Source organism: Rathayibacter sp. VKM Ac-2928, assembly GCF_022815545.1.
In the GTDB taxonomy this organism is placed as follows: domain Bacteria; phylum Actinomycetota; class Actinomycetes; order Actinomycetales; family Microbacteriaceae; genus Rathayibacter; species Rathayibacter festucae.
This window is the reverse complement of sequence record NZ_JALGRU010000001.1, coordinates 1,223,549-1,248,152: the sequence shown is the minus strand read 5'-3', so window position 1 is coordinate 1,248,152 and position 24,604 is coordinate 1,223,549. Positions and strand designations below refer to the sequence as shown.

Sequence of the window (24,604 nt, the reverse complement as noted above, 5' to 3'; positions counted from 1 at the left end):
GTCCGGGAATCGCTGTGCGGACGCCGCTCAGGAGTCGCGCTTCTCCTTGATCTTCGCCTTCTTGCCGCGGAGGTTGCGGAGGTAGTAGAGCTTCGCGCGACGCACGTCACCGCGGGTGACGACCTCGATGTGGTCGATCACCGGGGAGTGGACCGGGAAGGTGCGCTCGACGCCGACCTGGAAGCTGACCTTGCGGACCGTGAAGGTCTCGCGGACGCCCTCGTTCGAGCGGCCGATGACGACGCCCTGGAAGATCTGGATGCGCGAGCGGGTGCCCTCGACGATGTTGACGTGCACCTTGACGGTGTCGCCGGCGCGGAACTCGGGGATGTCGGTGCGGAGTGACGCCGCATCGAGTGAGTCGAGGATGTGCATGCTGTATCGCTCTCCGTGCCCGCCACAGGTCGAACACCGTTTCGTTGATGGAAGTCGGTCGTGCCCACGTCGTCGCGGCTCCCCTGTGGCAGAGCCTGCGCGAGGCACAAGCGCTCATTCTGCCATGGCGCCGGAGCCGGCGTCAAAGCGGCGGGCCGGCCGGATTCTCGCCGCTACGCAGAAGTTGCGGTAGTCGCGCTCGACTACCGCAACTTTCGAGGACTCGGCGGCGGAGTCGGAGGCGCCGCGAGCCCGGCGCGCGGCCTCACAGGACGATCGTCTGCCCGTCCTGGGGGCGGTCCGGGTCGAAGCGCTCGTCCGTCACCGGCTGCGGCTGCGGGCCGCCCTGGGCCTGCACCTCTGCGGCCGCGGCGAACGCGAGGAGCGTCGCGCGCGCGTCCGTGAAGAAGCGCCAGACGGAGTGGGTGAAGGCGACGACGCCCAGGAGGATCGAGAGCAGGCCGAGCGCCCACGCCCCGGGAGGGAAGAAGCCGAAGGCGATCAGCGAGACGTGCCAGGCGCCGAGCGCCGCCACGTCGCCCCAGGCGGGGGTCCGCGAGGGCCGCACGGTCACCCGAAACGCCACGACGCTCGCGACGACGGCCAGAGCGACCGCCAGAATGGGGAGGGCGATGACCAGGCCGAGCACGGTCCAGCCGCTCGATCCTCCGAAGAGTCCGTACCCCAGGAGGATCCAGAGCGGCAGGACGACCGCCGCAGGGTACAGCCAGGAACCGAAAGCCCGTCTCGTGCGCATGCACCGACGGTACCCACGACCGCTGAAGAACGCCTCAGCGACCCCCGAGAGAGGATCAGCATGATCGAGCTGCGCACACCCGCCGAGATCGAGGAGATGCGCCCGGCCGGCCGCTTCGTCGCCGAGGTGCTGAAGGCGACGTCCGCCGCGGCCGCCGTGGGCGTCAACCTGCTCGAGCTCGACCGCCTCGCCCACGACATGATCCGCTCGGCCGGCGCGGAGTCCTGCTACATCGACTACCACCCCTCGTTCGGCGCCAGCCCGTTCGGCAAGGTGATCTGCACGTCGGTGAACGACGCCGTGCTGCACGGCCTCCCCTTCGACTACCGCCTGCGCGACGGCGACCTGCTGACCCTGGACTTCGCCGCCTCCGTCGACGGCTGGGTCGCCGACTCCGCGATCACCGTCGCCGTCGGCACGCCCCGCCCCGAGGACCTGAAGCTCGTCGACACCACGACCCGCGCGCTCGAGGCCGGCATCGCCGCCGCGCAGCCGGGTAAGAAGATCGGCGACATCTCAGCCGCCATCGCCGCGGTCGCCCGCGCCGAGGGGCTCAGCATCAACACCGACTTCGGCGGCCACGGCGTCGGCCGCACCATGCACGGCGACCCGCACATCGCAAACGACGGCCGCGCCGGCCGCGGCTACCCGCTGCGCCCGGGCCTGGTCGTCGCGATCGAGCCGTGGTTCCTGCAGAGCACCGACGAGATCTACACCGATAAGGACGGCTGGACCCTCCGCAGCCGCGACGGCTCGCGCGGCGCGCACATGGAGCACACCATCGCCATCACGGAGACCGGCAACGTCGTCCTCTCCGCGCGCGACTGAGCCCACCCCTGGAGGTTCTCCCGCCGAGTACTGGACAGGAGCGGTATCTGATAGCAATACTATCCGCATGCGAGTCTCGGAGCTCAGCCGCCTCAGCGGCGTCAGCCTGCCTACGATCAAGTACTACATCCGGGAGGGGCTGCTGCCGCCGGGCACGGCCTCGGGGCCGCAGCGGTCCGACTACGGCGACGAGCACCTCGCCCGGCTCCGCCTGCTCCGCGCGCTGATCGAGAGCGGCGGCGTCGGCATCGCCGGCGCGAAGCGGATCACTGCCGTTCTGGACGAGGGCGCTCCCCCGGCGGTCGCGTTCGAGGTAGCGCAGGACGTCGTCTCCGCGAACGTCGACTCCGAGGCCGTCGCCTCAGACGACACGCTCGAGCGGGTGCGGGCCATCGTCGGGGACGACTACTGCGAGCACCCGGCCGTGCGGACAGCGGCTCGGGCGCTCGACGCCCTGGAGCTCTCCGGGGGCGGCATGACGCCGTCCTGGCTCGACGCCTACGCCCGGGCGGCGGCGATCGTCGCGAGCGCGGACCTGGACGAGCTCGAGGCGCGCAGCAGCGTGAGTGAGCAGACGTCGATCGCGGCGGTGGGCACGGCCCTCGGTGATGTCGTGCTGCAGTCGATGCGCCGGGTCGCCCAGGCCCGGGAGACGCAGCGGCGGTTCGGAGAGCGGCAGGACTCGACCTCCGCCTCCGAGCACAGCGCGGTGCGAGAGAACGCCGAGGTGGCGCGTTGACCGCCACGATCCAGCGTCCGGAGCGTGCGGCAGCGGTCCCCGCCCGCCCGCACCGCCCGCTCCTCGTCCTCGCCGCGGCGATGGCGGTCGGCGTCCTGGCCTGCCTCGTCCTGCTGCTCGTCGACACGCGCGAGCTCGGCGGCCAGCCGCTCTGGGCGAAGCCGCTGAAGTTCTGCCTCTCCATCGCCGTCTACGCACTGACGCTCGCCTGGCTGATCGGCCTCGTCCCCGAGCGCCGCCGGCGACTCGCGCGGATCCTCGGCAGCATCGCGGTCGCCGGTCTCGCGATCGAGATGGTCGTCATCGGCGGCGCCGCGGCGGTCGGCGTCACGAGCCACTTCAACGTCACCACCCCGCTGCACTCGGCGCTCTGGGCGGCGATGGCGGTGTCGATCGTCGTCGTCTGGCTGGTCACGCTGGTGCTGGCGGCGCTCCTGGCGCGGGTGCCGCTCGGCGACCCCTCGCTCACCCTCGCGGTCCGGGCCGGCCTCGTGATCGGACTCGTCGGGATGGCGCTCGCCTTCCTGATGACCGGGCCGACCGCGTCGCAGCTCTCGGACTACCAGGGATTCGTCGGTGCGCACGCGGTCGGCGTGGAGGACGGCGGCGCAGGTCTGCCGCTGCTCGGCTGGAGCACCACGGGCGGCGATCTGCGGATCCCGCACTTCCTCGGGATGCACGCGCTGCAGGGGCTGCCGCTGCTGGCCTTCGCACTCGCACGGCTGGGGACGCGGGCGCGGCTGCTCGGCGATGCGACTCTCCGGCTGCGGCTCGTCGCGCTTGCGGCGCTCACGTGGTCCGCGGTCGTCGCGCTGACCTGCTGGCAGGCGCTGCGCGGGCAGTCGATCGTGGCTCCGGATGCGCTCACCCTCGCCGTCGGCGGCGCTGTCGTGCTCGCCCTCGTGATCGCGGGAGTCGTCGCGGTCCGCCGCGCCTCCGCCGAGGTGGCGCGATGAGCCGGCTGCGCCGCGGCTGGACGCCGCCCGCCGTGATCTACCTGCTGCTCGCCGTCGCCGGCCTCGTCGGCACCTGGACGTACAACGTCCGGGCCGTGCTGGAGAGCGTCGACTTCCTCGGCGACCTCGCGGGCGGTGGACCGGCGGTCTCGTCGATCACGACGGACCTGCTGGTGGTGGCGATCGCCGCCGTCGCCTTCATGATCGCCGAGGGCCGCCGCATCGGCATGAAGCGGGTGTGGATCCTCGTCCTGCTCGCGCCCCTGGTCGCCCTGGCCTTCGCCTTCCCCCTCTTCCTCGCCCTCCGCGAGCGCCACCTCACCCTGACGCGCGCGACGTAACCCCCCTCCGCGAGATGCCACTTATGAGCGCGACACGCCGCAGAAGGTGTGCACAAGTGGCATCTCGCGGGATCGGGGCCAGGCGCGGAGGCGGGTCAGGGCAGGAGCTCCGGGCGGACGCGGCGGGTGCGCTCGACGCTCTGCTCGTGGCGCCAGGCGGCGATCGCTCCGTGGTTGCCGCTGAGCAGCACCGGGGGGACGTCGAGGCCGCGCCAGGAGGCGGGCTTGGTGTAGCTGGGGTACTCGAGCAGGCCGTCGGAGTGGCTCTCCTCGACCAGGCTCGCCGGGTTGCCGACGACGCCGGGCACGAGGCGGCCGACGGCCTCGATCATCGCCATCACGGCGACCTCTCCCCCGTTGAGGACGTAGTCGCCGAGGCTGATCATCCGCACGCGGGCGCGCTCGGCGGTGTGGTCGACGACGCGCTGGTCGATGCCCTCGTAGCGGCCGCAGCCGAACACGAGGGACGACTCCTGCGCGAGCTCGCGCGCGGTCGCCTGGGTGAAGACCTCGCCGGCGGGCGAGGGGAAGATCACCAGCGGGTCCGCCGCGGGATCGAGGATCGTGTCGAACGCCTCGCCCCACGGCTCGGGCCGCATCACCATGCCGGCGCCGCCGCCGTAGGGCGTGTCGTCGACGGTGCGGTGCCGGTCGTGGGTGAAGGAGCGGAGATCGTGCACCCCAAGCTCGATCAGCCCGCTCTGGCGCGCGCGCCCGAGCAGGCTGATGTCGAGGACGCCGAAGAACTCCGGGAAGATCGTGACGATGTCGATCCTCACGACCGCGGCTCCTCCTGGGAGTCCGGGGTCGCGGCATCCGCGGCGTCGGCGTCGGCGGAGTCGGCCGGAGCGGAGTCGGCTGTCACGTCGGCGGACTCGGATTCGGCTTCGGCGTCGGCGTCGGCTTCGTCCTCGACCGGAGCGGCCGCGGCCAGCTCGGGGTCGGAGAGGTCGATACCGCTGAGGTCCACCTCGGCGGGCTCCTCCTCGGGAGCCTCCTCGAAGAGGCCGATCGGCGGCGTGACGGTGACGACGCCGGCGACCGGGTCGACGGACGGGACGATCGCGTTCACGAACGGGACCATCACCTCGCCGGACGGCGTGCCGACGATCAGGAGGTCCTGCGCGGGGAAGTGGTCGACGCGGCGGACCGTGCCCACCTCGCGGCCGTCGCGGACGACGGACATGCCGACCAGCTGGTAGTCGTACCAGGAGTCGTCGTCGCCGGGCTCGGTCTGCACCTCCTCGTCGATCCAGAGGATCGCCTTGAGGAGGGTCTCGGCGGCGTCGCGGTCGGCGATGCCCTTGAAGAACGCGACGGGGTGGCTGTTGTACCAGCGCAGCTCGACGAGCTCGAGCTTCTTGCCGTGCCACTCGGAGGTGCGCGGCACCTGGAGCGTGAAGGAGGCGCCGGGGGTGAAGCGCTTGTCGGGCTCGTCGGTGTAGAGCTCGAGCTTGATCGCGCCCTTGAGCCCGTGGGCCTTGGTGAGTCGGGCGACGCGGAGCTGCGTCGTGCCCGCTGCGGGGGCCGCCACCCTACTTGTCGGTGTCGACGACGTCGACGCGCACGCGTCGCCCGTCGGCGAGGGCAGCGACGAGAGTGCGGACGGCCTTGGCGGTGCGACCGGAACGTCCGATCACGCGGCCGAGGTCCTCGGGGTGCACGCGCACCTCGAGGACCTCTCCGCGCGGGGAGCTCGTAGCCACGACCTTGACCTCATCGGGGTTCTCGACGATCCCCTTGACGAGGTGTTCGACGGCGGGAGCGAGCATGGACTACGCCTCGGTGGAGGCTTCGTCGGCGGCGGGCGCCTCGGGCGCGGTGGCCTTGGCGGGAGCCTCGGACTTCGGCTTGAGGACCGGCTTCTTCTTGGCGTCGACGACGAACGGAGCCTTGGGCTCCTTCACCTGGACGGTGCTGACGGCGTCGGCGTCGCCCTTGAAGCGGCCCCAGTCGCCGGTCAGCTTGAGGATCGCGGCGACCTGCTCGGTCGGCTGCGCGCCGACTCCGAGCCAGTACTGCGCGCGCTCCGAGTCGACCTTGATGAACGAGGGCTGCTCGGTCGGGTGGTACTGGCCGATCTCCTCGATCACGCGGCCGTCGCGCTTGGTGCGCGAGTCGGCGACGACGATGCGGTAGTAGGGCGCTCGGATCTTGCCGAGGCGCTTCAGACGAATCTTGACAGCCACAATTCTCCTGTGTGGTCGTTGACCGTGAGGTCGATGATGGATGAACTGAGCCGTGAGCGTGGGGTGCACACCCGGCCGGAAGCTCGAGGGGGTTTCTTCGGCGGTGAGTAGAGGGTCGACCGCCTCGGACCCGACGGATCATTCTGCCAGAAAAACCCCCGGCCTGCGGCCCCGACACTGACACCCGTCACTCGGCGTCCGCTCCGGTCTCGGGTGCGAGGATGTGGGGGCGCGTCCCGCCCGGTGGACGCCGGACTGACGAGGACGCCGTCATGGAGATCACCTTCGCCGAATCCGACCGCTCCACCCTCGGGATCGAGTGGGAGGTCGCCATCGTCGACCGGCAGACGGGCGACCTCGCCAACGTCGCCGACGTCGTGCTCGAGGCGCTCCGGGGCGAGGACGGATCGCCGCACCCGCGGATCACCGGCGAGCTGCTGAAGAACACCGTCGAGCTGGTCTCCGGGGTGCACCGCACCGTCCGCGACGCCGTCGCCGACCTGCAGGACCAGCTGCGCCAGGTGCGCGAGATCACCGACCCGATGGGCCTGGACCTCGTCTGCTCCGGCTCGCACCCGTTCGCGCAGTGGTACGACCAGACCATCACCGACAAGGAGCGGTACCACCGGCTCATCGACCGCACCCAATGGTGGGGCCGCAACATGATGATCTGGGGCATCCACGTGCACGTGGGGATCGAGGACCGCGACAAGGTCCTCACCATCCTCAACGCGCTCCTCGACTACTACCCGCACCTCCAGGCGCTCTCGGCGTCCAGCCCGTTCTGGGGCGGCGTCGACACCGGCTACGCCTCGAACCGCGCGCTGATGTTCCAGCAGCTGCCGACCGCCGGGCTGCCGCCGCAGTTCGGCGCCTGGGCGAACTACGAGGAGTACGTCGACGACATGATGCGCACCGGCGTCATCGACGACCACACCGAGGTCCGCTGGGACATCCGCCCCTCGCCGCAGTGGGGCACGATCGAGATGCGCGCCTGCGACGGGCTGTCCTCGCCGGAGGAGATCGGCGCGGTCGCGGCGCTGATCCAGTGCCTGGTCGAGCACCTCTCCACCCAGCTCGACGAGGGCGGGACGCTCGCGACGATGCAGCCCTGGTACGTCCGGGAGAACAAGTGGCGCGCGGCGCGCTACGGACTCGATGCCGAGATCATCCTCGACGCCGCCGGGAACGAGCGGCTCGTCACGGACGACATCCGCGATCTGCTCACGACGCTCGCGCCGGTGGCGGAGCGGCTCGACTGCGCGGCGGAGCTGGCCGACGTCGAGCTGATCCTGGTCGCGGGAGCGAGCTACCAGCGCCAGCTGCGCACCGCGGCCGAGAACGACGGCGATCTGAAGGCCGTGGTCCGGGCTCTGGCGGGCGAGCTGCGTGACGGACTCAAGGACCCGCGGGCATGACACGACGGCTCCTCCCAGGCGCGCTGCTGCTCGGCGCGAGCGTGCTGGCTCTCGCCGGGTGCTCGAGTGCCAGCGGCGCTCCCGCCGGAGCGGGTGCGACACCCACGGCGTCCACCGCGACGGCCACTGCCCTGCCGTCGCCGACCTCGGATCCGCTGTCCGACTCCGCTCCCCTCGCCCTCGGCGGCGCGCTGCCCGCCGGCGCGCGGGTGACCATCGTGGGCGACAGCATCGTCCGCGGTCTGGGGCTCGATCCCGGACAGGCCTGGCCGGCGCTCGTCGGGGACGACCTGGGCTGGAACGTGGTCAACCTGGGCTGCGACGGCGGCGGCTTCATCGAGCCCGGCGACTGCGGCGTCGCGATCGGCGACCGGGCCGAGGAGATCGCCGACACCCGGCCGGACGCGATCGTGCTGATCGCCAGCAGCAACGACCTCGGCTGGACGCCCGAGGAGGTCGCCGACGCGATGGGCCCGGCGGTGCAGGCGATCGCGGAGGCCTCCCCCTCCGCGAAGCTGATCGCGCTCGACTCGGTGTGGGGGCCGGATCCGCGACCCGAGGACCTCGACGCGTACGATGCGGTGCTCGTCGGCGCCGTGGACGCGGCAGGCGGGATCGCCCTCGAGTACCCGGACCCGCTGCGCGCCGACGGGCTGCTCGCCGAGGACGGCGTGCATCCGACGGCCGAGGGCCAGGTCGCGCTCGCGGACGCCTTCGTGCTCGCCGCGGAGAAGGCCGGGCTCGCGCAGGCGATCCCCGGGGACCAGCGGGCGACGGACGCGCCCGGCTGACCCCCGGGGAGCCGCTCAGCGGGTGGTGCTGTTCTTGCCGTCGCGCCAGGAGAGCAGGTCGCGCACCGGCTGGAGGTCGATGTCCGGGCCGGTGATGCCGAGCGTGAAGAGCCGGGCGCCGAGGTCGAACTGCTGGTCGAGCACGCCGAAGGAGGCGTCGCCGACGCCCCCGCGGACACTCGCGCCGGTCGAGATCTCGATGGCGTCCATGTCGCGATCGACGCGTCCGCACCAGTCGGCGAGGACGCCGAGCTTGCGCTCGAGGGTGGGGACGTCGGAGAAGCTGTGCCAAATGTCGGCGTGCTCCGCGACGATGCGGAGGGTCTTCTTCTCGCCGCCGCCGCCGATCATCACGGGGATGTCGCGGGTGGGAGCGGGGTTCAGCTTGTCCCAGCGGGCGCGGATGCGGGGCATGGCCTCGGAGAGCTCGTCGAGGCGCGAGCCGGCGGTGCCGAAGTCGTAGCCGTACTCCTGGTAGTCGCGCTCGAACCAGCCGGAGCCGATGCCGAAGATCAGGCGGCCCTCGGCGCCCTTCGCGCTGATGTGGTCGACGGTGCGGGCCATGTCGGCGAGCAGGTCGGGGTTGCGGTAGCTGTTGCAGGTGACGAGCGGGCCGAACTCGATGCGGCTGGTCTGCTCGGCCCAGGCGGCGAGCATGCTCCAGCCCTCGAAGTGCAGGCCGTCGGGCTCACCGGAGAGCGGGTAGAAGTGGTCCCAGTTGAAGGCGATGTCGACGCCGATGTCCTCGAGCTCGGCGAGCGTGTCGCGGATGACCTCGTAGGAGACGTGCTGCGGAGCGATCTGGACGCCGATGCGGACGGGGCGCGGAGAAGCGGTTGTCATGCCTTCACGCTAGACCTCGCGGCGGGCGGACTGCACGGCTCTCGTGCTGACGGCTGTGGGTCTCGATACGCCCCTGCGGGGCTACTCGACCAGCATGCAGAGCAAGCGGACCAAGGGAGGCCGGCCGGGGTGGCTACTCGCCGGCCGGGTCGGGGGACGCGGTGGGGGCGTCGTCGCTGGTGGAGCGGGCGAGCTTGACGGTGGTGGCGCCGTCGGCGTCGAAGAGGCGGAGGCGGCCGCCGTCGATCGAGGCCATCATCGCGTCGGCGAAGATCATCGGCAGGGCGACGCCGTCGCAGGCGATCATCGTGCTGGGGCCGGCGTCGACGGTCAGCGCGCCCTCGCCGTCGATCGACCATTCGCCCTGCACGCCGTTGCACCCGTCGGAGCCGGTCCAGGTGCCGTCCTCAGCGAGGAGCAGGAACGGGACGTCCGGCGACTCGTAGGAGACTCCCGTGACCCAGCGGCCGACGAGCTCGTCCGGCGACGGGGCCGAGGCGGCGTCCACTCCCGAGCCCTCGGAGCAGCCCGCCAGCCCTAGGGCGAGAGCGGCCGCCGCGGCGACCGCGAGACCGGCGCGCAGGCCCCTCATCGGCCGAGGAGCTTCTGCAGCTGCTCCAGCTCCTCCGGAGTGGGCTGCGCACCCGCACCGGAGCCGCCGCCGAGGCCGAAGCCCGAGCCGCCCGCGTTCGTGGACTGCGGACCGGAGCTGATCGCCGCGTTCTCCGCGGCGCGCTTGGCCGGGTTGCCCGACTTGCTGCTCTTCTTCTTCTGCGGCTTCGGGCGGCCCTGGTAGCCGGCACCGGGCACGGGGCCCATGCCGGGGACGTTCGGCACGCCGCCCTTGGCGACGGTCTTCATCATCTTCGCGGCCTGGTCGAAGCGCAGGACGAGCTGGTTGACGTCGGTCACAGTCATGCCGGAGCCGCGCGCGATGCGCAGGCGCCGCGAGCCGTTCAGCAGCTTCGGGTTCACCCGCTCGGCCTTGGTCATCGACTGGATGATCGCCTCGGTGCGCACGATCTCGCGCTCGTCGAACTGGTCGAGCTGCTCGCGCATGCCCTTCGCGCCGGGCAGCATGCCGATCATCTTCTTGATCGAGCCCATGTTGCGCAGCTGCTGCATCTGGCCGAGGAAGTCGTCGAGGGTGAACGTGTCCCCCATGATCTTCTCGGCGATCTTCCGCGCCTCGTCCTCGTCGAACGCGCTCTGCGCCTGCTCGATGAGGGTAAGGACGTCGCCGAGGTCGAGGATGCGGCTCGCCATGCGGTCCGGGTGGAACTGCTCGAAGTCGTCGAGGCCCTCACCGGTGGACGCGAAGAGGATCGGGCGGCCGGTGAGCGAGGCGACGGAGAGAGCCGCACCACCGCGGGCGTCGCCGTCGAGCTTGGAGAGGACGACGCCGGTGAAGTCGACGCCCTCCTGGAAGGCCTTTGCGGTGGCGACCGCGTCCTGGCCGATCATCGCGTCGATGACGAAGAGGACCTCGTCCGGGTTCGTCACCCGGCGGATATCGGAGGCCTGCTTCATCATGTCGGCGTCGACGCCGAGGCGGCCGGCGGTGTCGATGATGACGGTGTCGTACTGCTTGTCGGTGGCGAACTTGATCGCGTTCTGCGCGACCTTCACCGGGTTGCCGACGCCGTTGCCGGGCTCGGGCGCGTAGACGGCGACGCCGGCCTGCTCGCCGACGACCTGCAGCTGCTGCACCGCGTTGGGGCGCTGGAGGTCGGCCGCGACGAGGAGCGGCGTGTGGCCGACCTTGCCGAGGTACTTGCCGAGCTTGCCGGCGAGGGTCGTCTTTCCCGCGCCCTGGAGGCCGGCGAGCATGATGACCGTCGGCGGGCGCTTGGCGAACTCGAGGCGGCGCGACTGGCCGCCGAGGATCGCGACGAGCTCCTCGTTGACGATCTGCACGACCTGCTGCGCGGGGTTCAGCGCCTTGTTCACCTCGTCGCCGAGGGCGCGCTCCCTGATCTTGCCGGTGAACGCCTTGACGACGTCGAGCGCGACGTCGGCGTCGAGCAGCGCGCGCCGGATCTCGCGGACGGTGCCGTCGACGTCCGAGGCCGAGAGCTTGCCCTTCGTGCGCAGGTTCTTGAAGGTCTCGACGAGTCGATCGGAGAGGGTGCCGAAAGTAGCCATGATGCCGGGAATTCTACCGGAGCCTTCCCGGGGGTCGGACGACGGCGGCCCGCGTCGATTAACTGTACCGAGTGCAGGAACTCGTCTAGGGTGGCCGGGTGATCGAGACACTGCTCGCGGGCGACGCCGCGGATCCCCTGGACTACCGCGACGGCTGGGAGCTGCAGCGCCGGCTGCACGGCGAGGTGGTCGCCGGTTCCCGGCCGGGCACGCTCGTGCTCTGCGAGCACGCCGCCGTCTACACGGCGGGCAAGCGCACGGAGTCGCACGAGCGCCCGGTCGACGGCTCCCCCGTGGTCGATGTCGACCGAGGCGGACGGCTGACCTGGCACGGGCCGGGGCAGCTGGTCGGCTATCCCATCGTGCGGCTGCGGGAGCCGGTCGACGTGGTCGCCTACGTCCGCTCGCTCGAGGGCGTGCTGATCGACGTGCTCGACGACCTCGGTGTCGCCGGGGTGCGGGTCGACGGGCGCTCGGGGGTCTGGATCCGCCGGGGCGAGGGCGCCGACAAGATCGCGGCCATCGGCATCCGGGTGGCGCACGGCGTGACGATGCACGGCTTCGCGCTCAACGTGTCGAACAGCCTGGAGCCCTACTCCCGGATCATCGCGTGCGGCATCGCCGATGCCGGAGTCACCACCGTCGAGCGCGAGCGCGAGCGCGGCGAGGCGCCGTCGATGGCGGCGGTGCGGGCACGGGTCGAGGCGCGGTTCCGGGAGGCGGCGCCCGCCTTCGCGGCCGTGGACGCGATCGCGGGGGTCGCGGCGTGAGCGCCGAGACCGGCGGCCGGAAGCTGCTGCGCCTCGAGGTGCGCAACGCCGAGACGCCGATCGAGCGCAAGCCCGAGTGGATCAAGACCAAGGCCGTGATGGGCCCGGAGTACCGGCAGCTGCAGTCGCTGGTGAAGGACGAGGAGCTGCACACGGTCTGCCAGGAGGCCGGCTGCCCGAACATCTTCGAGTGCTGGGAGGACCGCGAGGCGACCTTCCTGATCGGCGGCTCGCAGTGCACGCGGCGCTGCGACTTCTGCCAGATCGACACGGGCAAGCCCGCGGACTACGACGCCGACGAGCCGCGCCGGGTGGGCGAGTCGGTGGCGCGGATGAACCTCCGCTACGCGACGGTGACCGGGGTGGCCCGCGACGACCTGCCGGACGAGGGCTCCTGGCTGTACGCCGAGACGATCCGGCAGATCCATGCGCAGGCGCCCGGGACGGGCGTGGAAATCCTGGTGCCCGACTTCACCGGGCGCGCCGAGCACCTGCAGCGGGTGTTCGACGCGCGGCCGGAGGTGTTCGCGCACAACGTCGAGACGGTGCCGCGCATCTTCAAGCGGATCCGGCCGGCCTTCCGCTACGAGCGCTCGCTCGACGTGCTGACCCAGGGGCGCGACGCGGGGCTGATCACGAAGTCGAACCTCATCCTCGGCATGGGCGAAGAGCGCGAGGAGATCTCGCAGGCGCTGCAGGACCTGCACGACGCGGGCACCGACATCGTGACGATCACGCAGTACCTGCGCCCGACGCCGCGGCACCTGCCGGTCGATCGCTGGGTGCACCCGGAGGAGTTCGTCGCGATCAAGGAGGAGGCGGAGGACATCGGCTTCCTCGGCGTGCTCTCCGGCCCGCTCGTCCGCTCCTCGTACCGCGCCGGTCGCCTCTGGGCCCGCTCGATGGAGTCGAAGGGCCTGCCGGTCCCGGAGCACCTGCGCCACCTGGCGGACGCGGCCCTCGGCTTCTCCCAGGCGGTCTGACCCGCTCTCCCCGCGAGATGCCACTTGTGCACGCCTTGCACGGCGTGTCGAGTGCAGAAGTGGCATCTCGCGGACGAGGTCCTGGGGACCCTCGCTGGTCGAGTAGCTCCGCAGGGGCGTATCGAGACCCACGATCGTCAGCAGGGGTGGTCTGCAGACTCGCTGTTTGACGCTGGTGGATCTCGATACGCCCGCTCCGCGGGCTACTCGATCAGCAAAGTGGCCGGTCTTCCGAGAGGGCTGTTCGCCGAGTCGATCCGTCTCGGGCCATTGCCCGCCCGCAGAACTCGGTTCGCGTCCACTCTCGGCCCGGCGGTCAGTGGTGACTCACGCTGCGGCGGGGACTGAACTGCTTCGCGAGATGCCAGTTGTGCATGCCTTTCACGGCGTGTCGTGTGCACAAGTGGCATCTCGCGGAGGGGGAGGGAGGGCTCCCCGGGTCAGGCGACGAGCTGGGCGGCGAAGACGTGGGGGGTGAAGCCGGTGAGGTCGTTGATGCCCTCGCCCTGGCCGACGAGCTTGATGGGGATGCCGGTCTTCTCCTGGACGGCGAGGACGAAGCCGCCCTTGGCCGAGCCGTCGAGCTTGGTGATGACGAGGCCGGTGACGCCGGCGTGCTCGATGAAGGCCTGGGCCTGCATCAGGCCGTTCTGACCGGTGGTCGCGTCGAGGACGAGGAGGATCTCGGAGATCGGTGCCTGCTTCTCGACGACGCGCTTGATCTTGCCGAGCTCGTCCATCAGGCCGCCCTTGGTGTGCAGGCGGCCGGCGGTGTCGATGATGACCATCTCGATGCCGTGGGTCTTCGCGTACTCCACGGTCTGGTAGGCGACGGAGGCCGGATCCTGGCGCTCCTGCTGCGGCCGGACGATCTGCGCGTCGGCGCGCTGCGCCCAGGTGGCGAGCTGGTCGACCGCGGCGGCGCGGAAGGTGTCGGCGGCGCCGACCACGACGCTCCGGTCGAAGTTGCGGAGGAACTTCGCGAACTTGCCGATGGTCGTGGTCTTGCCGACGCCGTTGACGCCGACGACCAGGATGACCGCGGGCCGCTCGCTGAGCTTCAGGGTCGTGTCGTACTTGGAGAGGCGCTCCTCGAGCGACTCGCGGAGCATGCGCTGGAGGTCGCGGGGGTCGGTCGTGTTGTAGCGGGCGACCTTGGCGCGGAGGTCCTCGACCATCTCCTCGGTGATGTCGGGCCCGAAGTCGGCGGTGATCAGGGCCGTCTCGAGGTCGTCCCACGTCTGCTCGTCGATCGTGCGCTTCTCGAACAGGCCGCGGAGTGCGCGACCGAGCGACCAGGAGCTGCGTTCTGCCATGCGCCCAGGCTACCGGCGGGTGGACGTCCGATCTGCAGGCGATCCGCCCTTCGCGGCGCCTGCACCTGCGGCAGGACGGGCCTGCCGGCCGGCATCGCCTGCGAATCGGACGCGGGCGTCAGACCGCCGGCGCCTCCACGCGCTGACCGACCACGGCGGAGACCCCGTCCTGGCGCATCGAGACGCCGTAGAGGGCGTCGGCGATCTCCATCGTGCGCTTCTGGTGCGTGATGACGATCAGCTGACTCGACGTGCGGAGGTCCTGGAAGATGCTGAGCAGGCGGCCGAGGTTCGCGTCGTCGAGCGCCGCCTCCACCTCGTCCATGATGTAGAACGGGCTCGGCCGCGACTTGAAGATCGCGACCATGAAGGCCACCGCCGCGAGCGAGCGCTCGCCGCCGGAGAGCAGCGACAGCCGCTCGATCTTCTTGCCGGCCGGGCGCACGGCCACCTCGATGCCGGTGGTGAGCAGGTTCTCCGGGTCGGTGAGCCGGATGCTGCCGGTGCCGCCGGGGAAGAGCACCGGGAAGACGTCCGCGAAGGCGGCCTGGGTGTCGTCGAAGGCCGAGGCGAAGACCGTCTGCATCGTCTCGTCGAGCTCCTCGATGATGGTGAGCAGGTCGCGCCGCGTGTTCGTCAGATCGGTCAGCTGCTCGGTGAGGAAGACGTGGCGCTGCTCCAGAGCCGCGAACTCCTCGAGGGCGAGCGGGTTCACCCGGCCGAGCTGGCCGAGCTGCTTCTCGGCCTTGTCCAGCCGGCGGCGCTGCTCGTCGCGGAGGAACGGGCGCGCGGGCGCCTCGGCGTCGGCCTCGTCGGGGACCGGGACCTCGGGGCCGTACTCGGCGACGAGCACGTCCTCGACCAGGCCGAGCTCGGAGCCGGCGCGCTCGAGCAGCCCGGTGAGCTGCAGGCGCTTCTCGTAGATCTGCAGCTCCAGGCCGTGCACGCTCTCGGTGACGCTCTGCAGCCGGTCGCGGAGCACGCCCTCCTCGCGGCGCAGCGCCTGCAGCTCCTCGTTCTGCTGCGAGCGCGCGGTCTCGGCGCGGAGCAGCTCGGCGCGCGACTGCTGCACCGAGCGGTCGACGGAGGCGAGCACGGCGGGGATCGCGCCGGTCACGTCGGCCGCGGCGTCGTGCTGGCGGCGGCGGATCACGGCGCGGCGGGCGGCCTCGTCGGCGGCGGCGCGGTCGGCGGCGAGCTGGCGCTCGAGCGACTCGCCGCGGGACTGCTCGGCTCGGACCCGCTCCTTGGCGGTCTCGACGCCGAGGCGCGCCTCGATCTCGCGCTCGCGGGCCGCGTCGACCTCGCGCTGGAGGCCGTCGCGGGCGCTGACGTCGAGGACCGGGCGCGGGCGCGAGCGGGCGACGTCGAGCTCGCCCTTCGCCCTCTGCGCGGCGGCCTCGGCGTCGCCGACCCGCTCGGTGGCGATGGTCAGGGCCTTCTCGCCGCGGCCGAGCTCGGCGGTGGCGCCCTCGAGCTGCGCGCGGACACGGCCGAGGCGCTCGGTGTGCGCGGCGCGGGCGGCGTCGTGCTCGCGCAGGGCGGCGAGGGCGAGGCGCGACTGCTCCTTGGCGGCGCGCAGGGCGCCGGTCTGCTCGGCGAGGTCGAAGCGGAGGCGGTCGATCCGGCCCTCGATCTCCTCCAGCCGGCTCGCAGCCGCGTCGCGCTCGGAGACCAGCTCGAGGCGGCTGCGCTGCCCGCCCGCTCCCCCGCTGAGCACGGCGTCGGAGACCGAGGCGCCGTCCCGCGTGACGACGGTGACGGGGTGCTCGCCGCCGGCCAGCGCGGGCCAGAGCCGGCGGGCGGTGTCGAGGTCGTCGACGACGACGACCTGCTCGAGGAGGGCGAGGACGCCGTCGGGGCCGGTGACGAGATCGCGGGCGCGGGTGGCTCCCTCCGGCACCTCGATCGCGAGGGCGGGGCGGGCGGCGTCGCCGATCAGCAGCTCGACCCGGCCGAGCTCGCGACGGATCGCCTCGTCGAGTGCGGCCTCGGCGTGCGGCTGCGAGTCGGCGAGCACGGAGTCGGCGGCGGCACCGAGGGCCGCGGCGATCGCCGCCTCGTAGCCGGGGCGGACCTGGATCCGCTCGGCGACGCGGCCGCGGATGCCGTCGAGGCGGGTGGCGATCAGCTCGGCCGAGCCGTCGGAGACGTCGAGGGCGAGCGAGAGGGCGCTGCGGCGGGCGGCGAGTCCGTCGCGCTCGCGCTCGAGCGCGTGCAGCTCCTCGCGGAGCCGCTCGATCTCGCCCTCCGCCTCGAAGACCGAGGACTGCGCGAGCTCGTAGCCCTCGTCGAGCGTGCCGTCGGTGCCGCCGCCGGCCTCGCCGATCTCGTCCTCGAGCGCGTCGAGCTGGCGCTGGGCCGCCTCGCGGCGCTGCACGGCGGAGTCGAGGGTGTTCTGCGCGCGGAGGACCTCGCCGCGGACGGCCGCGAGGCGGGAGGCGGCGGTGTCGGCCTGGCCGGTCAGCTTGGACAGCTCGAGGTCGTGCCGGGAGACGAGCGCCGACTGCGCCGCGATCTCCTCGTCGGTCGCGTCCAGGGCGCCGCGAGCGCGCACCGTCGCCTTCTGTGAGTCGGTCCACGCGGTCTCGGCGTCGAGGACGGCGACGCGGAGGCGCTCCAGCTCGGCGCGCGCCTCCTCGACCATCGGCGCCGTGACGCGGGGCTGCACGGCGGGCTGCTCCGACTCCGCCTCGAGCAGGGCGAGGCGCTGGCCGGCGAGCGCCGCCAGATTGCGCAGCCGCTCCTGCACCGATTCGAGCTCGAAGGTGGTGCGCCGGGCGTCGTCGACCGCGTCGCCGACCATCTCGGACTCGATCCGGGCGGTGCGCAGCGTGCTCTGCTCGAGCCGCTCCTGCAGCACGAGGCGCTCGCTGTGCCGCTCGCTCTCGGTGCGGGCGAAGCCGTCGAGCGCGGTGCGGAGAGTGACGACGTCGTCGGCGAGCAGGCGCGCGCGGGCGTCGCGGACGACGGCGGCGATGGTCTGCGCCTGCCGGGCGACCTCCGCCTGGCGGCCGAGCGGCTTGAGCTGGCGGCGGATCTCGCCGGCGAGGTCGGAGAGGCGGGTCAGGTTCGCCTGCATGCCGTCGAGCTTGCGGAGGGTCTTCTCCTTGCGGCGGCGGTGCTTGAGGATGCCGGCCGCCTCCTCGATGAAGCCGCGGCGCTCCTCCGGGGTAGCGTGCAGGACGGCGTCGAGCTGGCCCTGGCCGACGATGACGTGCATCTCGCGGCCGAGACCGGAGTCGCTCAGCAGCTCCTGGACGTCGAGCAGCCGGCAGGCGCGGCCGTTGATCGCGTACTCGCTGCCGCCGTTGCGGAACAGGGTGCGCTTGATCGTCACCTCGGTGTACTCGATCGGCAGCGCGCCGTCGGTGTTGTCGATGGTGAGCGCGACCTCCGCGCGGCCGAGCGGGCCGCGGGTGGAGGTGCCGGCGAAGATGACGTCCTCCATCTTGCCGCCGCGGAGGGTCTTCGCGCCCTGCTCCCCCATCACCCAGGCGAGAGCGTCGACGACGTTGCTCTTGCCCGAGCCGTTGGGCCCGACGACGCAGGTGACCCCGGGCTCGAAGGCGAACGTGGTCGGCTGCGCGAAGGACTTGAACCCCTTGAGGGTCAGGCTCTTCAGGTACACCCGGCCGCCTCGCTCCGCTCGAAAACGCTCCCTACGGTACTCGACGGGCTCCGTCGTGCCCCGGAACCGCGCGGTGCGGCCCGGCGGCGTGCACACTGGGGAGGTGACGAGCCCCACCGACCCCGCGCTCCGGATCCGCGAGCTGCCGATCCCCGAGCACCCGGGCGCCGGGGGCTGGGACGACTTCGTCACCCTCACCGCGATCGGCAACGCCGTCGAGGCCGAGGGCACCGGCACGGACGAGCTCGGCTTCCCCGCCGAGACGAACCTCGGCGAGTGGCGGCAGCAGGAGTTCGACCCGCGCCGCGCATTCCTCGCCGAGCTGGTGGACGCCGAGGGAGTCCGCGCGGTCGGCAGCGGCGAGCTGCACTGGAGCACCGAGGAGGGCGACGACGCGGCCTGGCTGGCGTTCTCCGTCCTCGCCGCGGAGCGCGGGCGCGGGGTCGGCTCCGCCCTGCTGGAGCGGCTGACGGCGGAGGCGCACGCGCTCGGGCGCACCGTGCTGCAGACCTGGACGGCGCACCGGGCCGACCGCTCGGGGCCGCGCCGGGCCGCGCGCTCCGGGGCGGGCTCCGTTCCGGCCGACGACCCCGGCGCGCGCTGGCTCGCCTCCCGCGGCTGGGTGCTGGAGCAGGTGGAGCGGGTCAGCGCGGTGCGGCTGCCGCTGGACCCCGTGCTCGCCGCGTCCCGGCGCCGCGGTGCCCTGGCGCACGCCGAGGGCTACGAGCTGCGGCACTGGAGCGGTGCGACGCCCGCGGAGCTCGTCGACGGGATGCTCGCCCTGCGCGCGAGCATGTCCGCGCAGGCGCCCACGGCCGGGCTGTCGGTGCCGGAGGAGACCTGGACCCGCGAGCGCCTCGAGGCGCACGACCGCGAGTCGACCGCCGGTGGACGGGTGGAGCTGACCTCGGTCGCCCTGCACGAGGACCGGCCGGTCGGCTACTGCACCGTCGACGTGCTGCCCGGCCGCGCGGCGCTCTGGGGCGCGACGCTCGTGCAGCCGGCGCACCGCGGGCACCGGCTCGGCATGCTGCTGAAGCTCGACGCGCTCGAGCACCTGGCCGCGGCCGATCCCGACTGCCGAGCCGTCTACACCTGGAACGCGGAGGAGAACCGGCCGATGCTCGCCGTCAACGAGGCCGTGGGGTTCCGGGCGATCGCCGTGGAGGGGCAGTGGCGGCTCGACGAGGTGGCGCCGTGATCCCGCTGGTGGAGCCGGGGCCGCCGCTGACCGCCGCCGAGCGCGAGCGCTTCGCCCGGCAGATCCGGCTGTCGCCGCTCGGCGAGCTCGGGCAGCGACGCCTGCGGAATGCGCGGGTGCTCGTCCTCGGCGCGGGCGGCATCGGCTCCCCGGTGATCACGGCGCTCGCCGCGGCCGGAGTCGGTCATCTCGGGATCGTCGACGGCGACGTCGTCGAGGCGTCGAATCTCGCGCGGCAGACGGCGCACGACGAGTCGTCGATCGGCTCGTCGAAGGCGGAGTCCGCGGCAGCGACCGCGCGGCGGCTCTCCCCCGGGATCGATGTGCAGGCCTTCCCCGTCTCCTTCACCGTTGCGAACGCCGACGCGCTCGTCGCCGGCTGGGACGTGGTGGTCGACGGCTTCGACACCTTCGGCTCGCGCTACCTCGCCTCCGACGCGACGACCCGGGCCGGGGTCCCGCACGTCTGGGGCTCGGCGCTCGGCTTCGACGGGCAGCTGTCCACGTTCTGGGCCGACGCGCCCGGGGGCGGAGTCACCCTGCGCGCCCTGCACCCCGGGGCCGAGGACGCGGCCGACAGCTGTGCGACGGTCGGGGTGCTCGGCTCGCTCTGCGCGGCGATCGGCTCGGCGATGGCGAGCGAGGTGGTCAAGCTCGTCACGGGCGTCGGCGAGCCGCTGTTCGGGCGGGTCGTCGTGCACGACGCGCTGGACAGCACCTGGAGCGAGCTGCCGCTGGCCCGCGCGGTGCCGCCGGTGGCTGTGGTGCTCGCCGTGGCCGGAGCGGTGACCGCCGACGAGCTGCGGGCGCGGCTCGCCGGGCCGACGCCGCCGACGGTCGTCGATCTGCGAGAGGACGACGAGGACCGCTCCGTCGCGATCCCCGGGGCCGTGCGGCTGCCGATGTCGCGGTTCGATCCGGCGCTGCTGCCCGCGGGGCCGCTGGTGCTGCACTGCGCCTCGGGAGTGCGCTCGCGGATCGCGGCCGACCGGGCGGCGGCGGCGGGGATCGCCTCCGACTCTCTGCTCGGCGGGATGGTGGGCTGGCGCTGATCCGGTCAGAGGTCCGATTCGCAGGTCTTCCGCGTTCCCTGTGCCGTCTCGCCGCGTGGCGCGGCCGACCGGAGCCGAGATCTCCTGCACAACGGACACGAGCCTGCAGAACGGCGAGGGCGCAGGGGTCAGCCGCCGGCGAAGGGCGGCAGGACGTCGACCGCGGCGCCGGCGGGCAGCGGCGTGGCGCGGTCGGTCGTCGAGACGCCGTCGACCAGGTAGCTGCAGCGGGCGAGGACGTCGGCCGCGGACGGCGCGGAGGCGACCAGCTCCGCCTCCAGGGCGGCCAGGTCGGCCACGCCGTCGAGCTCGTCGGAGGCGCGCCCGAGGGCGGCCTTCGCCGCGGCGAAGTAGCGGACGCGCACGCTCAGCCGCCGATCGCGCTCATGGTGCGCTCGGGCTGCACGAAACCGGCCCGGTTCATCTCGTGGCCGGCCGGCTTGGCCCACATCGCGCCGCGCCAGAGCTGGGCGACGTGATGGTCGTCGGCGCCGGAGCGCATCGCGCCGAGCAGGTCGGTCTCCTCGTTGGAGAAGAGGCAGCTGCGAACGCCGCCCTCGGCGGTGAGCCGGGTGCGGCGGCAGTCGCCGCAGAACGCCTCGGTGACGGAGGCGATGATGCCGACGGTGCCGAGCAGCTCGTCGGAGCCGATCGCGCGGACGTCGAAGAGCTCGGCGGGCGCGCCGTCGCGCGGCGCGGCGTTCGGCGTGAGGACGAAGCGCTCCGAGAGCAGGTCTCGGATCATCGCCGCCGTGATCATGGTGGAGCGGTCCCAGCCGTGGTCGGCGTCGAGGGCCATCTGCTCGATGAAGCGGAGCTGGTGCCCTCCGGCGAGCGCCCAGGCGAGCAGCTCGGGCGCCTCGTGGTCGTTGATCCCGGGCAGGAGCACGGCGTTGATCTTGGTCTGCTGGAGCCCGGCGGGGCCGAGCGCGTCGATGCCGGCGAGGACCCGGTCGAGGAAGGGGCGGCGGGTGACCTTCGCGAACGTCTCGGCGCAGATGGAGTCGAGCGAGACGTTCACCCGGTCCAGGCCCGCGTCAGCGAGGGACTGCGCGCGGCCGGAGAGGCCGATCGCGTTGGTGGTCAGCGAGATCTCGGGGCGCGGCTCGATCGCGGCGACGTCGCGGATGATGTCGACGAGGTCCTTGCGCAGCAACGGCTCGCCGCCGGTGAAGCGGATCTGGCGGACGCCGAACTGCTCGACGGCGATGCGGGCGAGGCGGACGATCTCCTCGCGGTTCAGCAGCGACGCGGGCGGCTGGAACGGCAGTCCCTCGGCCGGCATGCAGTAGGTGCAGCGGAGGTTGCAGCGATCGGTCAGCGAGATGCGCAGATCGTCGGCGACGCGGCCGTAGCTGTCGAGCAGCAGCGGGGTCTCGGGCCGCTCGGCCGGGAGGACCGCACCGCGTGGGCGGGGCCGGATGCCGGGGATCCCGAGTGCTGTGCTCATCCGGACAGACTACGCGCCGGATCCGGGCCGGAGCGGGCAAGATGGAGACGTCCCTGCCGCCGGTCAGGAACGCCTCCGCCCCGTCAGGAACGCCCCGCCCCGTCAGGAGCGCTTTCGCCGGCCAGGACCTCCGAGAGGACCCGATGACCTCGATCGATCTGCACGCCGCCCGCGTGCGCGCGCTGCTCTCGCCGCTGGCCACCCGCGGCGCCCGCGAGACGCTGACGCTCGCTCCCGCCGCCGTCGCCGCCGACCCGGGTGCGTACGACCGCCGCGTGCTCGCGCGCTCGGTCGACGCTCCGCTGGATCTGCCGCGCTTCGACAACTCGCAGATGGACGGCTTCGCGGTGCGCGCGGCGGACCTCGCCGCGGCGAGCGCCGGCAGCCCGGTCTCGCTGCCTGTAGCCGCGCCGATCCCGGCCGGCGACCGCGCTCCCCGGCACGAGGCGGGCACCGCGGTGCCGATCATGACGGGCTCGCCGCTGCCGGCCGGCGCCGACGCCGTCGTCGCGATCGAGACCGTCGACCCGCCGCGCTTCCCTGCCCCTGGCAGCACCGACGCCCAGGTCGCCTTCTCGCGCCCCGTCGTCGCGGCGGCCTTCGTCCGCGCCCGGGGCAGCGACGCGAGGCAGGGCGAGCTCGCGCTGCCCGCCGGCACCGTCCTCCGCGCCGCGCACTACGGGCTGCTCGCCTCGCTCGGCCTGACCGAGGTCGAGGTGCTCCCCCGCGTCCGCGTGCTGGTCGTGCCGACCGGGCACGAGATCCGCGCGGCCGGCTCGGAGCTCGAGGACGCCCAGATCTTCGACGCCAACGGCTCACTGCTGGCCGAGGCGGTCCGCGAGGCCGGTGGCCTGCCGATCGTGGTGCCCTGCGGCAGCGACCGGGCGGAGGACCTCCTCGCGCTCCTCGACGCGCACGCGGCCGAGGCCGACCTCGCGATCACCGTCGGCGGGGTCAGCGCCGGCGCCTACGAGGTCGTCCGCGACGCGCTCGGGGCGGCCGGCTCCGAGTTCGGCCACGTCGCCGTGCAGCCGGGCGGACCGCAGGGCCTGGGCCTGGTCCGGGTCCGCGACGACCTGCACCTGCCGATCGTCTCGCTGCCGGGCAACCCGGTCAGCGCCCTGGTCTCGTTCGAGCTGTTCCTGCGCCCCGTGCTCCGCTCCCTCGCCGGCCGGCTGCCGGCCGAGCGTCCCCGGCTGCGCGCGCGGCTGGCCACGCCGCTCGACTCCCCCGGGCATCTGCACCAGATCCGGCGCGGCACCCTCGACGACGAAGGGCTCGTGCACGCCGTCGGCGGGCCGAGCTCGCACCTGCTCGCGTCCTACGCTCGATCGAACGTGCTGATCCACGTCCCGATCGGGACCGAGCACGCCGCGACCGGAGACACGGTCGAGATCTGGAGGATCGATGACTGACACGACGGACACGACCGGAAGAGGCGGGACGGCCGACGGCACCGAGCTGACCCACGTCCGCGGCGACGGCGCCGTGCACATGGTCGACGTCGGCGGCAAGCAGGTCACCTCGCGGGTCGCGGTCGCGGAGGGGTTCGTCGAGACGACTCCCGACGTCGTCCGCCTCCTCGCGCAGGGCGAGCTGCCCAAGGGCGAGGCGCTCGGCGTCGCGCGCATCGCCGGGATCATGGGCGCCAAGGCCACCTCCGCGCTGATCCCGCTCTGCCACCCGCTGGTGCTCGACGGCGTCGACATCGACCTCGAGCCCGGCGACGACCGGGTCCGGATCGAGGCGCGCGTGCGCACGAGCGGCCGCACCGGCGTCGAGATGGAGGCGCTCACCGCGGTCAGCCTCGCCGCGCTCACGGTCTACGACATGATCAAGGCCGTCGACCGCGGCGCCGTCATCACCGGGATACGGGTCCTGGCGAAAGAGGGCGGCAGGAGCGGCTCGTGGAGCCGGTCGTGAGCCGCACCGCGGTCGCGGTGGTCGCCTCCACCCGCGCCGCCTCGGGCGTCTACGAGGACCGCACCGGTCCGGCGCTGCTCACCTGGTTCGAGAGCCGCGGCTGGAGCGGCCGCGTGGTCGTCGTCGCCGACGGCGACGCGGTGGGCGAGGCGATCTCCGATGCGCTCTCGGCCGGCATCGACGTGGTGATCACCACCGGCGGCACGGGCGTCGCACCGAGCGACGTCACTCCGGAGCAGACCGCGCCGCTGCTCGAGCGCGAGCTGCCCGGACTCGCCGAGGCGATCCGCGCGCGCGGGGCCGCGCACGTGCCCACCGCGGTACTCAGCCGTGGGCGCGCGGGAGTCAGCGGCCGGAGCGTCATCGTGAACCTGCCCGGCTCTCCCGGGGGCGTCCGCGACGGCATCGAGGTGCTGGAGCCGATCATCGGCCACGTGCTGGACCAGCTGGGCGGGGGCGATCATGTCCGCTGATCCCGTCGCCCTGGCCCGGATCGCCCGCGACCCCGTCACCGTCGACGAGTGCGAGCACGCCGTCGAGTCGCCGACCCACGGCGCCGTCGTCACCTTCGCCGGGATCGTCCGCGACCACGACGAGGGCCGCGGGGTGCTGCGCCTCTCCTACGAGGCGCACCCCGAGGCGCCTGCCGCACTGCTCGCCTCGGCCCGGCGGATCGTCGAGCGGTTCCCGGAGGTGCGCGTCGCCGCGGTGCACCGGGTCGGCGACCTCGTGGTCGGCGACCTCGCGCTCGCCTGCGCCGTCGCCTCCGCCCACCGCGCCGCGGCCTTCGAGGCCTGCGCGGCGCTGGTCGACGACATCAAGGCGACCGTGCCGATCTGGAAGGAGCAGTCGTTCGTCGACGGCAGCTCGGAGTGGGTCGCGTCGCTCGGCTGATC

Annotated in this window: 27 protein-coding genes; 14 read left to right on the top strand and 13 right to left on the bottom strand. The window is 72.8% G+C overall.

Going from position 1 to position 24,604, the window contains the following annotated elements; all coding sequences use genetic code 11:
* Positions 1–27: 27 nt before the first annotated feature.
* Together rplS and MT350_RS05840 are read right to left on the bottom strand one after the other, a co-directional pair.
* Complete coding sequence (gene rplS / locus MT350_RS05845) at positions 28–375, bottom strand: 50S ribosomal protein L19 (protein WP_123445722.1); 348 nt, start codon at positions 373–375, stop codon at positions 28–30.
* 265 nt (positions 376–640) lie between these two features.
* Positions 641–1,132, bottom strand: a complete 492-nt coding sequence (locus MT350_RS05840; protein WP_123445721.1) for a hypothetical protein — start codon at positions 1,130–1,132, stop codon at positions 641–643.
* 60 nt (positions 1,133–1,192) lie between these two features.
* On the opposite strand from MT350_RS05840, the gene map reads away from it, so the two are divergent.
* The 4 genes from map (at position 1,193) to MT350_RS05820 (ending at position 3,996) form a co-directional block, all read left to right on the top strand.
* Entirely contained in the window at positions 1,193–1,960 is a 768-nt protein-coding gene (gene map, locus MT350_RS05835) for a type I methionyl aminopeptidase (RefSeq protein ID WP_243599107.1), read from the top strand.
* A 67-nt stretch (positions 1,961–2,027) separates the two neighbouring features.
* Positions 2,028–2,699 carry a MerR family transcriptional regulator gene (locus MT350_RS05830; protein WP_243599106.1) on the top strand — a complete coding sequence of 224 codons (672 nt, stop codon included), beginning with the start codon at positions 2,028–2,030 and terminating at the stop codon, positions 2,697–2,699.
* Entirely contained in the window at positions 2,696–3,655 is a 960-nt protein-coding gene (locus MT350_RS05825; protein ID WP_243599105.1) for a hypothetical protein, read from the top strand. Before MT350_RS05830 ends, MT350_RS05825 begins: the two co-directional genes overlap by 4 nt.
* The gene (locus MT350_RS05820; protein WP_243599104.1) at positions 3,652–3,996 is read left to right on the top strand and encodes a DUF2834 domain-containing protein; all 345 of its coding nucleotides are present in this window, start codon (positions 3,652–3,654) and stop codon (positions 3,994–3,996) included. The genes MT350_RS05825 and MT350_RS05820 overlap by 4 nt, the downstream gene beginning before the upstream one ends.
* Before the next feature lie 95 nt (positions 3,997–4,091).
* Here MT350_RS05820 and trmD read toward each other — a convergent pair whose 3' ends face one another.
* The 4 genes from trmD to rpsP are packed head-to-tail and all read right to left on the bottom strand — an operon-like array spanning position 4,092 to position 6,185.
* Entirely contained in the window at positions 4,092–4,775 is a 684-nt protein-coding gene (gene trmD / locus MT350_RS05815) for a tRNA (guanosine(37)-N1)-methyltransferase TrmD (protein WP_123445716.1), read from the bottom strand.
* Complete coding sequence (gene rimM / locus MT350_RS05810) at positions 4,772–5,530, bottom strand: ribosome maturation factor RimM (RefSeq protein ID WP_374204645.1); 759 nt, start codon at positions 5,528–5,530, stop codon at positions 4,772–4,774. The genes trmD and rimM overlap by 4 nt, the downstream gene beginning before the upstream one ends.
* Before the next feature lies 1 nt (position 5,531).
* Positions 5,532–5,768 carry an RNA-binding protein gene (locus tag MT350_RS05805; RefSeq protein ID WP_123445714.1) on the bottom strand — a complete coding sequence of 79 codons (237 nt, stop codon included), beginning with the start codon at positions 5,766–5,768 and terminating at the stop codon, positions 5,532–5,534.
* 3 nt (positions 5,769–5,771) lie between these two features.
* Positions 5,772–6,185, bottom strand: coding sequence for a 30S ribosomal protein S16 (rpsP, locus tag MT350_RS05800; RefSeq protein ID WP_123445713.1), 414 nt, complete (start codon positions 6,183–6,185; stop codon positions 5,772–5,774).
* A 272-nt stretch (positions 6,186–6,457) separates the two neighbouring features.
* Between rpsP and MT350_RS05795 the strand changes: the two genes are divergently transcribed.
* On the top strand, positions 6,458–7,603 hold the full coding sequence (locus MT350_RS05795) for a glutamate--cysteine ligase (RefSeq protein WP_132437826.1): 1,146 nt from the start codon (positions 6,458–6,460) through the stop codon (positions 7,601–7,603).
* On the top strand, positions 7,600–8,394 hold the full coding sequence (locus MT350_RS05790) for an SGNH/GDSL hydrolase family protein (RefSeq protein ID WP_243599103.1): 795 nt from the start codon (positions 7,600–7,602) through the stop codon (positions 8,392–8,394). The genes MT350_RS05795 and MT350_RS05790 overlap by 4 nt, the downstream gene beginning before the upstream one ends.
* A gap of 15 nt (positions 8,395–8,409) precedes the next feature.
* On the opposite strand, the gene MT350_RS05785 is transcribed toward MT350_RS05790, so the two are convergent.
* The 3 genes from MT350_RS05785 to ffh form a co-directional block, all read right to left on the bottom strand.
* On the bottom strand, positions 8,410–9,237 hold the full coding sequence (locus MT350_RS05785) for an LLM class F420-dependent oxidoreductase (RefSeq protein ID WP_123732175.1): 828 nt from the start codon (positions 9,235–9,237) through the stop codon (positions 8,410–8,412).
* Between the two features lie 133 nt (positions 9,238–9,370).
* On the bottom strand, positions 9,371–9,829 hold the full coding sequence (locus MT350_RS05780; protein ID WP_243599102.1) for an META domain-containing protein: 459 nt from the start codon (positions 9,827–9,829) through the stop codon (positions 9,371–9,373).
* Positions 9,826–11,382 carry a signal recognition particle protein gene (ffh, locus tag MT350_RS05775; protein ID WP_243615527.1) on the bottom strand — a complete coding sequence of 519 codons (1,557 nt, stop codon included), beginning with the start codon at positions 11,380–11,382 and terminating at the stop codon, positions 9,826–9,828. The genes MT350_RS05780 and ffh overlap by 4 nt, the downstream gene beginning before the upstream one ends.
* A gap of 98 nt (positions 11,383–11,480) precedes the next feature.
* Here ffh and lipB point away from each other — a divergent pair, with 98 nt between their 5' ends.
* Both lipB and lipA read left to right on the top strand, forming a co-directional pair.
* Complete coding sequence (gene lipB, locus MT350_RS05770; protein WP_243599101.1) at positions 11,481–12,152, top strand: lipoyl(octanoyl) transferase LipB; 672 nt, start codon at positions 11,481–11,483, stop codon at positions 12,150–12,152.
* A complete protein-coding gene (gene lipA / locus MT350_RS05765) occupies positions 12,149–13,135 on the top strand; it encodes a lipoyl synthase (RefSeq protein ID WP_208323042.1) in 987 nt (328 codons plus the stop codon). Before lipB ends, lipA begins: the two co-directional genes overlap by 4 nt.
* Before the next feature lie 440 nt (positions 13,136–13,575).
* Here the strand turns inward: lipA and ftsY are convergent, their stop codons facing one another.
* Together ftsY and smc are read right to left on the bottom strand one after the other, a co-directional pair.
* A complete protein-coding gene (gene ftsY, locus MT350_RS05760) occupies positions 13,576–14,451 on the bottom strand; it encodes a signal recognition particle-docking protein FtsY (RefSeq protein WP_123445706.1) in 876 nt (291 codons plus the stop codon).
* 118 nt (positions 14,452–14,569) lie between these two features.
* The gene (gene smc, locus MT350_RS05755; protein WP_243599100.1) at positions 14,570–18,082 is read right to left on the bottom strand and encodes a chromosome segregation protein SMC; all 3,513 of its coding nucleotides are present in this window, start codon (positions 18,080–18,082) and stop codon (positions 14,570–14,572) included.
* Positions 18,083–18,185: 103 nt separating this feature from the next.
* Between smc and MT350_RS20395 the strand changes: the two genes are divergently transcribed.
* Both MT350_RS20395 and MT350_RS05745 read left to right on the top strand, forming a co-directional pair.
* Entirely contained in the window at positions 18,186–19,283 is a 1,098-nt protein-coding gene (locus MT350_RS20395; protein WP_243599099.1) for a GNAT family N-acetyltransferase, read from the top strand.
* Positions 19,280–20,335, top strand: a complete 1,056-nt coding sequence (locus MT350_RS05745) for a ThiF family adenylyltransferase (RefSeq protein WP_243599098.1) — start codon at positions 19,280–19,282, stop codon at positions 20,333–20,335. Before MT350_RS20395 ends, MT350_RS05745 begins: the two co-directional genes overlap by 4 nt.
* Before the next feature lie 128 nt (positions 20,336–20,463).
* On the opposite strand, the gene MT350_RS05740 is transcribed toward MT350_RS05745, so the two are convergent.
* Together MT350_RS05740 and moaA are read right to left on the bottom strand one after the other, a co-directional pair.
* Positions 20,464–20,700, bottom strand: a complete 237-nt coding sequence (locus MT350_RS05740) for a MoaD/ThiS family protein (protein WP_308197315.1) — start codon at positions 20,698–20,700, stop codon at positions 20,464–20,466.
* Positions 20,701–20,702: 2 nt separating this feature from the next.
* A complete protein-coding gene (gene moaA, locus MT350_RS05735) occupies positions 20,703–21,785 on the bottom strand; it encodes a GTP 3',8-cyclase MoaA (protein ID WP_132437818.1) in 1,083 nt (360 codons plus the stop codon).
* Between the two features lie 143 nt (positions 21,786–21,928).
* Here moaA and glp point away from each other — a divergent pair, with 143 nt between their 5' ends.
* Genes glp through MT350_RS05715 form a run of 4 tightly spaced genes read left to right on the top strand, consistent with a single transcriptional unit; the run spans position 21,929 to position 24,602 of the window.
* Positions 21,929–23,200 (top strand): gephyrin-like molybdotransferase Glp, encoded by a 1,272-nt coding sequence (gene glp, locus MT350_RS05730; RefSeq protein ID WP_243599097.1) that lies wholly within the window; start codon positions 21,929–21,931, stop codon positions 23,198–23,200.
* The gene (gene moaC, locus MT350_RS05725) at positions 23,193–23,708 is read left to right on the top strand and encodes a cyclic pyranopterin monophosphate synthase MoaC (protein WP_279396247.1); all 516 of its coding nucleotides are present in this window, start codon (positions 23,193–23,195) and stop codon (positions 23,706–23,708) included. The genes glp and moaC overlap by 8 nt, the downstream gene beginning before the upstream one ends.
* Complete coding sequence (locus tag MT350_RS05720) at positions 23,705–24,181, top strand: molybdenum cofactor biosynthesis protein B (protein ID WP_123446009.1); 477 nt, start codon at positions 23,705–23,707, stop codon at positions 24,179–24,181. Before moaC ends, MT350_RS05720 begins: the two co-directional genes overlap by 4 nt.
* Positions 24,171–24,602, top strand: coding sequence for a molybdenum cofactor biosynthesis protein MoaE (locus MT350_RS05715; RefSeq protein ID WP_243599096.1), 432 nt, complete (start codon positions 24,171–24,173; stop codon positions 24,600–24,602). Before MT350_RS05720 ends, MT350_RS05715 begins: the two co-directional genes overlap by 11 nt.
* Positions 24,603–24,604: the final 2 nt, after the last annotated feature.